This is a genomic window from Enterobacter cloacae complex sp. P40C2, assembly GCF_014930695.1.
Taxonomy (GTDB): domain Bacteria; phylum Pseudomonadota; class Gammaproteobacteria; order Enterobacterales; family Enterobacteriaceae; genus Enterobacter; species Enterobacter pasteurii.
Genome location: NZ_JADBRP010000015.1, coordinates 99,382 through 106,847 on the forward strand (window position 1 = coordinate 99,382; position 7,466 = coordinate 106,847).

The following is a 7,466-nucleotide window of genomic DNA, read 5'->3' on the forward strand; positions in this document are numbered from 1 at the left end:
CACCCCGACCCTCTCCCCAAAGGGGCGAGGGAGAAAAGACCACACCGTGCAATCCCCTCTCCCCTATGGGGAGAGGGTTAGGGTGAGGGGAGCCCTCAATATCCCGCCGTTAAATCATCCACCGAACGCGGGTCCGACGCGCCAAACAGCGCCCCGTCCGGCCCGACCATAATGCTCTGGGTGCTGCCCATCGCCTCCTTCACCGCCACCTTCTGTCCGCGCTGCTCCAGCAGCTTCAGGGTATCCGGGCTAAAGCCCTTCTCCACGCGCAGCTCGTCCGGCAGCCACTGGTGGTGGAAGCGCGGCGCATTGGTCGCTTCCGCCACGTTCATGCCAAAATCAATGCTGTTTACCACCATTTGCAGCACGGTGGTGATAATACGGCTGCCGCCAGGGCTACCCGTCACCAGCCAGGTTTTCCCGTCTTTCACCACGATGGTGGGCGACATGGACGACAGCGGACGCTTCTTCGGCCCCACGGCGTTAGCGTCTCCGCCCACCAGTCCGTACACGTTCGGCACGCCCGGCTTGGCGGAGAAGTCATCCATCTCGTTATTCAGCAGAATACCGCTGTTGCCCGCCACAATCCCGGTCCCGAACGTGGTGTTGAGCGTATAGGTTACCGCTACCGCGTTACCGTCTTTATCCACCACCGAGAAGTGCGTGGTCTGGTTGCTTTCATATGGTGCCAGCTTGCCGGGGCGGATCTCGCTCGACGGCTTCGCCTTGTTGATGTCGATCCCATCGGCAATCGATTTGGCATAGGCTTTGTTGGTTAGCGCCTGCCAGGGCACCTTCACAAAGTCCGGGTCACCAAGGTATTCCGAGCGGTCCGCGTAGGCGCGTTTTTCCGCCTCGGCCATCACCTGCATGGCGTCCGCGCTGCCGAAGCCAAACTTGTGCATATCGAAGTTTTCAAGAATGTTGAGGATCTGCACGATGTGAATACCGCCGGACGACGGCGGCGGCATGGAGAACACCTCATACCCGCGATAGGTGCCGCTAATCGGCTCGCGCTCCACCGCCCTGTATTCCGCCAGATCCGCTTTGGTAATCAGCCCGCCGTTCTTTTGCATTTCACTGGCAATCTGGTCGGCTATCGCCCCTTTATAGAAAGCGTCCGGGCCGTGCTCCGCAATGCGCTCCAGGCTGGTTGCCAGGTTCTTCTGCACCAGCCTGTCGCCCTTCTTCAGCGGCTCGCCGTCTTTCCAGAAAATAGCTTTGCTGTTTTCATGGTTCGGAATGACTTCGCTGCCGTAGGTTTTGAGATCGTCCGCCAGCGCGTCGTTGACCACGAAGCCGTCGCGCGCCAGCTTAATGGCAGGCTGGACCACCTTGTTCAGCGGCATGGTGCCGTATTTTTCCAGCGCCAGCGAGAAGCCCGCAACGGTGCCCGGCGTGCCGGACGCAAGGTGCGAGGTCAGGGATTTTTTGCTGTCAGGGTTGCCCTGTTCGTCGAGGAACATATCGCGCGTGGCCTGGCCGGGCGCCATTTCGCGGAAGTCGATGGCCGTGGTTTTGCCGTCTTTGGTGCGCAGCAGCATAAACCCGCCGCCGCCCAGATTCCCCGCCTGCGGGTGCGTTACGGCCAGCGCGTACCCTACCGCGACCGCCGCATCCACCGCGTTGCCCCCCTGCTTAAGCATATCAACGCCCACCTGCGTCGCCAGCGCGTCAACCGAGGCCACCATGCCGTGCGTTGCCCGCACGGGGTGGAAAACGTCCTCCTCCACGCCGTACGACACCGGAGGCGCGGCGGGCGGATTGGCCGCCACGGTAAATGTACCCCCTGCCATCAGCGCAGCGATGGCGACCCAGCGCAAAAAGGTTGGTTTCATCATTATTGTTCTCCAGGTGAAGGGGCCCATATTCCCCGCTTAAGCCTGGTTCACAACTCCTAAAAAATCATCGTTATGGTGGAATCGGAGTACACTTAAGAGAAGCCTCAAAGGAGGAGATAACCATGAAACGATTACCGATCCTGATCGCGCTGCTCCCGTTCGCCGCGTTCGCACAGCCGCTCAACACGCTGAACAACCCGAACCAGCCGGGCTACGTGATCCCGAGCCAGCAGCGCATGCAGACGGAGATGATGAGCCAGCAACAGCAGCAGAAAGGGATGCTCAATCAGCAGTTAAAAACGCAGACGCAGGTGCAGCAGCAGCACCTGCAAAGCCAGATGAACGCCAACACCCAGCGCGTCCAGCAGGGCCAGATGCGCGAGCAGCCGCTGCCCAATTCAAACGGCGGGATGTTAGGAGGCGGGATGTCGCAAAGCGGCGGTCAGCAGCATATGCTGCCGACCCAGCAGAACGGCAGCATGCTTAATAAGTAAAGTTCGGCCCGATCCGATCAATCGCATCGGTGCAGATGCTGTCCACGCCCCAGCGCAGCAGTTCGGCCGCGCGCTGGGGTTTGTTGACGGTATACACCAGAATGCGCAGACCGGCCGCCTTCAGCGCCGTCACGCGCGTCTCATCCAGCAGCGTGTGGTTGAGGTGGATCGACACGCAGCCTAAGCGGGTCGTCAGCTCGCGCCAGTCTTCGCGCCACTCGTCCAGCAGCAGCCCGCGGGGCAGCTCCGGTGCCGCTTCCTGCGCCGCTGCCAGCGCGTCAACGTCAAACGATGACAGCAGCGGCGCGGTCATCCCTTCCCACAGCTCGCGCGCGGTCAGCGCGATGACTTTGCCCGTCAGCGGCCCGGTGCCGGTGGTCGGTTTGATTTCGATATTGGCCATCATGCCGTGCTGACGACAGCGGTCCGCCACTTCCGCCAGCAGCGGCAGCGGCTCGCCCTTAAATTCGCTGCTGTACCAGCTTCCGGCGTCCACCTTCAGCAGATCGCGCCACGGCAGTTCACCCGCCACGCCCCAGCCGTTGCTGGTACGTTCAAGGTTGTCGTCATGCAGCAGAAAAATTTCGCCGTCTTTCGACAGCTTGGCGTCAAACTCGATCATCGTGTGGCCGAAGCGTGCGCCAGCATCAATTGCCGCCAGGGTGTTTTCCGGCGCCAGCTTACCGCCGCCACGGTGGGCGACGATGCGGGGATAAGGCCAGTTGCTCATACTCGTTGTCCTGTTTCACCATCAAATAAGTGCAGGTGATTTTCCGGCATATGCAGCCACAGCGTGCTGCCTGCTTTCGGGCGCTCCTGATGCGGCAGACGCACCACCAGCTTTTGCTCGCCCCAGCGTCCGTGCGCCAGGTTGTCCGCGCCCAGCATCTCCAGCGTGTCCATCACCAGCGGCACGCCGCCCTCCGCCTGAGAGGTTAAACCAATATGCTCCGGGCGGATACCGAGCGTCATCTTACGCCCGGCGTAGCCACGATAGTACCAGTTGATGGGCAATGCCATCCCGCTTTCCAGTTCAAAGTGGGTTCCCGCACTATTGATTCGCCCGTCCAGCAGGTTCATCGCCGGGCTGCCGATAAAGCTCGCCACGAAGCGGCTGGCCGGTTTTTCGTACACCTCCACCGGCGTGCCAATCTGTTCGGCAACGCCTTTGTTCATCACCATCACCCGCTGGGCGAGGGTCATGGCTTCAACCTGATCGTGGGTTACGTACAGGGAGGTGGTTTTCAGACGGCGGTGCAGCTGCTGCAGCTCCAGGCGCATCTGCACGCGCAGCTTGGCGTCGAGGTTCGAGAGCGGTTCGTCGAACAGGAACACCGCCGGATCGCGCACGATGGCGCGCCCCATCGCCACGCGCTGGCGCTGGCCGCCGGAGAGTTCGCGCGGGCGGCGCTTGAGCAGGCCGTCCAGCTCCAGAATGCGCGCCGCCTCTTTCACGCGAGCCTCAATATGGCCTTTGCCCATCCCGCGAATTTTCAGCCCCCACGCCATGTTCTCCTCCACGCTCATGTGCGGATAGAGAGCGTAGTTCTGGAACACCATCGCGATGCCGCGATCTTTTGGCTCCATCTCGGTGACGCGCTGGCGGTCGATCCAGATATCGCCAGAGGTAACGCGTTCAAGCCCCGCCACCATGCGCAGCAGCGTCGATTTGCCGCAGCCGGACGGGCCGACCATCACGATAAATTCCCCGTCCGCCACGTCGAGGGTGAGCGGCTGAATGACCTGGGTTTTACCATCCCAGCTTTTGGTGACTGCCTGAAGTTTTAAACCTGCCATCTTATTTCTCACTGTCCACTAAACCACGCACAAACGCACGCTGCATGGCTAAAACGATAACGACCGGGGGGATAAGGGTGAGCAGCATCGCCGCCATCACCTGGTTCCAGAGGGTGGTGCCTTCGCCGGTGGCGATCATGCCCTTGATGCCCGCCACGGCGGTGCCGAGGTTGACGTCCTGAATAATCAGCAGCGGCCACAGGTACTGGTTCCAGCCGTAGATAAAGGTGATCACAAACAGCGCCGCGAGGTTGGTTTTCGACAGCGGCAGCACGATGTCGCGGAAGAAGCGCATCGGCGAGGCGCCGTCAATGCGCGCGGCCTCAATCAGCTCGTCCGGCAGGGTCATAAAGAACTGGCGGAACAGGAAGGTGGCGGTCGCGGAGGCCATCAGCGGCAGGGTTAAGCCCGCGTAGCTGTCGAGCATCTTCAGGTTGGCGATTACCTCTACCGTGGGAAAGATACGTACCTCCACCGGCAGCATCAGGGTGATAAAAATCATCCAGAAGAACAGGTTACGCAGCGGAAAGCGGAACCAGACGATGGCGAAGGCCGAGAGCATCGACACGGTAATTTTGCCCACCGTAATGCCGAACGCCATGATGAAGCTGTTGAGCATCATCAGCCAGAACGGCGCGCTGTTGGCGCCCACGCCCTGGGTCCAGATGGTCTTCATGTTCTCGAAGAGGTGCGTGCCCGGGATCAGCGTCATCGGCGTGTCGAACACCGCCCTGGTGTCCAGCGTGGCGGCGACAAACGCCACGTACAGCGGGAACAGGATGACGAGAATGCCCAGAATCAGCATGGTATGGCTGAAAATCGTCAGCCCGCGACGGTTCTCAATCATTGGTAGCGCACCTTACTTTCAACATAGCGGAACTGCACCACCGTCAGGATGATGACGAGGAACATCAGCACCACCGACTGGGCGGCAGAGGCCGAAAGATCCAGACCGGCAAAGCCTTCGCGGTAGATCTTATAGATAAGCGTCGTCGTCGCCTGCACCGGTCCGCCTGCGGTCGCCGCGTCGATCACCGGGAAGGTGTCGAAGAAGGCGTACACCAGGTTGACCACCAGCAGGAAGAAACTCACCGGGGCAATCAGCGGCAGCGACAGCCTGAAGAAGCGGCGGATCGGGCCTGCGCCGTCAATGGCGGCGGCCTCCACCAGCGAGCGCGGGATGGACTGCAGCGCGGCAAAGAAGAACAGGAAGTTATAGCTAATCTGCTTCCACACCGAGGCGAACACCACCAGGAACATCGCCTGCCCGCTGTGCTGGGCGTGGTTCCAGTCGTAGCCCAGCTCGGCCAGGAAGTGGGTGATCAACCCGCGGCCGGGGTTAAACAGGAAGATCCACAGCACGGCCGCCACGGCCGGAGCGACGGCGTACGGCAGCAGCATCAGCGTCTGGTACAGGCGGCTGCCGCGCACCACGTAATCCACCAGCGCGGCGAAAAACAGCGAGACGACAAGGCCGCTCACGGTGACCAGCGCGCTGAATTCGATCGTCGTCCAGAAGGAGTCCAGATAGTAGCTGTCATGAAAAAGCGCGGTGAAGTTATCCAGCCCGACAAACTGGCTGGAAAGCCCGAACGGATCGACGCTTTGCACCGAGTACCACAGCGCTTCGCCCGCAGGCCAGATAAAGAAGATAACGGTGATGACCAGCTGCGGCGCGACCAGCAGGTACGGCAGCCAGCGGGAACGGAACACCGGACGGGATGATGACATAGGTTAGCTCAAGTAGGTTTTCGCCCCTCACCCCGGCCCTCTCCCCATAGGGGCGAGGGAGAAAAGACGGCTCCGTGCAGTCCCCTCTCCCCTAGGGGGAGAGGGTTAGGGTGAGGGGTAAGGTTTTAATTAAGACTTCGTCGACTGCTCAAAGCGGCGCAGCAGCTGATTCCCGCGCTCTACCGCGGAATCCAGCGCCTGCTGTGGCGTTTTCTTCCCGGTCCACACGCTTTCCAGCTCTTCATCAACGATGGTGCGGATCTGCGGCATGTTGCCCAGGCGCAGGCCCTTGGTGAACGGCAGCGGCGGCTTGTTCAGCATCTGGCGCGTCGCAATGTCCGCCCCTGGGTTCTTGCTGTAGAAGCCCTGCTCGCGGGTCAGGTCATAGGCGGCTTTGGTGATCGGCAGATAGCCGGTTTTCTGGTGCCATTCGGCGGCATTTTCCGGCTTCGCCAGGAAATCGAGGAACTCCGCCACGCCCTTGTAGGTGCCGGCGTCTTTACCCTGCATCACCCACAGGCTTGCCCCGCCGATGATGGCGTTCTGCGGCGCGCCTTTTACGTCGGCGTCGTACGGCATCATGCCCACGCCGTAGTTGAATTTGGCGTAGTGACGGATATCGGCCAGCGAGCCGGAAGACGCGGTAGTAATCGCGCAGTCGCCGTTGTAGAACTTCTCGGTGGATTCGTCCTTCCGCCCGAAGTAGCTGAAATCGCCCTTCTTGTTCAGGGCTTCAAGCAGCGCGATGTGCTTTACCTGCTCCGGCTTGTTGAACTCCAGTACCGCGTCGGTACCGTCGAAACCGTTGTTTTTGGTGGCTACCGGCAGGCCGTGCCAGGCGCTGAAGTTTTCAATCTGGATCCAGCCCTGCCAGCCGCTGGCGTAGCCGCACTTCATCCCCGCCGCTTTCAGCTTCGCGGTGTACTCCGCCAGATCCTGCCAGGTTTTTGGCGGCTGCTCCGGATCTAAACCGGCTTTTTTAAAGGCGTCTTTGTTGTAGTACAGCACCGGGGTGGAGCTGTTAAACGGCTGCGACAGCAGGTGACCGGTTTTAGAATCGGTGTAATAGCCCGCCACGGTCGGCACGAACCGGGATTCATCAAAGCTGATACCCGCTTCTTTAAACACTTCGTACACCGGCTTGATGGCTTTGGAGGCCATCATGGTCGCGGTACCCACTTCATACACCTGTAACAACGCAGGTGCGTTACCGGTACGGAAGGCGGCAATGCCCGCGCTCAGGCTCTGCTCGTAGTTGCCTTTGTAGACCGGCACAATTTTGTAATCCGGATGGGTGTCGTTGAAACGCTGCGCCAGAGAATCCACCTCTTTACCCAACTCCCCTTCCATGGAATGCCAGAACGGAATGGTGGTCACAGCCATTGCGTTCGTCGCAAAAGCCAGACCGATTGCCAGACCCAAAGCCGTGTGTCGTAACGATGTCATTGTCATCTCTCTTATTGTGCCGGATGCGCGATATCACGCGTTTTGTGCTCGCGAGGTAACATGACATGCTCGAATGACAGAAAAATAACCGTTTGCTTACAGATAAATGACGGCAAAGCGTCAGGGGGATGATGGTTGTGTGAAGGGGGTTGGGGGG

7 protein-coding genes are annotated in these 7,466 nt (G+C 60.3%); 1 reads left to right on the forward strand and 6 read right to left on the reverse strand.

Annotation, left to right across the window (positions count from 1 at the left end; translation table 11 throughout):
* Window positions 1-95: 95 nt before the first annotated feature.
* Entirely contained in the window at window positions 96-1,841 is a 1,746-nt protein-coding gene (ggt, locus tag IM304_RS20445) for a gamma-glutamyltransferase (protein WP_193356549.1), read from the reverse strand.
* 122 nt (window positions 1,842-1,963) lie between these two features.
* Here ggt and IM304_RS20450 point away from each other — a divergent pair, with 122 nt between their 5' ends.
* Complete coding sequence (locus IM304_RS20450; protein ID WP_193356550.1) at window positions 1,964-2,335, forward strand: DUF2756 family protein; 372 nt, start codon at window positions 1,964-1,966, stop codon at window positions 2,333-2,335.
* On the opposite strand, the gene ugpQ is transcribed toward IM304_RS20450, so the two are convergent.
* The 5 genes from ugpQ to ugpB all read right to left on the reverse strand — a co-directional run bounded on the left by ugpQ (window position 2,325) and on the right by ugpB (window position 7,309).
* On the reverse strand, window positions 2,325-3,065 hold the full coding sequence (gene ugpQ, locus IM304_RS20455; RefSeq protein WP_193356551.1) for a glycerophosphodiester phosphodiesterase: 741 nt from the start codon (window positions 3,063-3,065) through the stop codon (window positions 2,325-2,327). The genes IM304_RS20450 and ugpQ overlap by 11 nt on opposite strands.
* A complete protein-coding gene (locus tag IM304_RS20460) occupies window positions 3,062-4,132 on the reverse strand; it encodes a sn-glycerol-3-phosphate import ATP-binding protein UgpC (protein WP_193356552.1) in 1,071 nt (356 codons plus the stop codon). The genes ugpQ and IM304_RS20460 overlap by 4 nt, the downstream gene beginning before the upstream one ends.
* A 1-nt stretch (window position 4,133) precedes the next feature.
* Window positions 4,134-4,979 carry a sn-glycerol-3-phosphate ABC transporter permease UgpE gene (gene ugpE / locus IM304_RS20465; RefSeq protein ID WP_176609291.1) on the reverse strand — a complete coding sequence of 282 codons (846 nt, stop codon included), beginning with the start codon at window positions 4,977-4,979 and terminating at the stop codon, window positions 4,134-4,136.
* The gene (gene ugpA / locus IM304_RS20470; RefSeq protein WP_148420556.1) at window positions 4,976-5,863 is read right to left on the reverse strand and encodes a sn-glycerol-3-phosphate ABC transporter permease UgpA; all 888 of its coding nucleotides are present in this window, start codon (window positions 5,861-5,863) and stop codon (window positions 4,976-4,978) included. Before ugpA ends, ugpE begins: the two co-directional genes overlap by 4 nt.
* 129 nt (window positions 5,864-5,992) lie before the next feature.
* Window positions 5,993-7,309: a sn-glycerol-3-phosphate ABC transporter substrate-binding protein UgpB gene (ugpB, locus tag IM304_RS20475; protein WP_176609289.1), complete on the reverse strand. Its 1,317-nt coding sequence runs from the start codon at window positions 7,307-7,309 to the stop codon at window positions 5,993-5,995.
* Window positions 7,310-7,466: the final 157 nt, after the last annotated feature.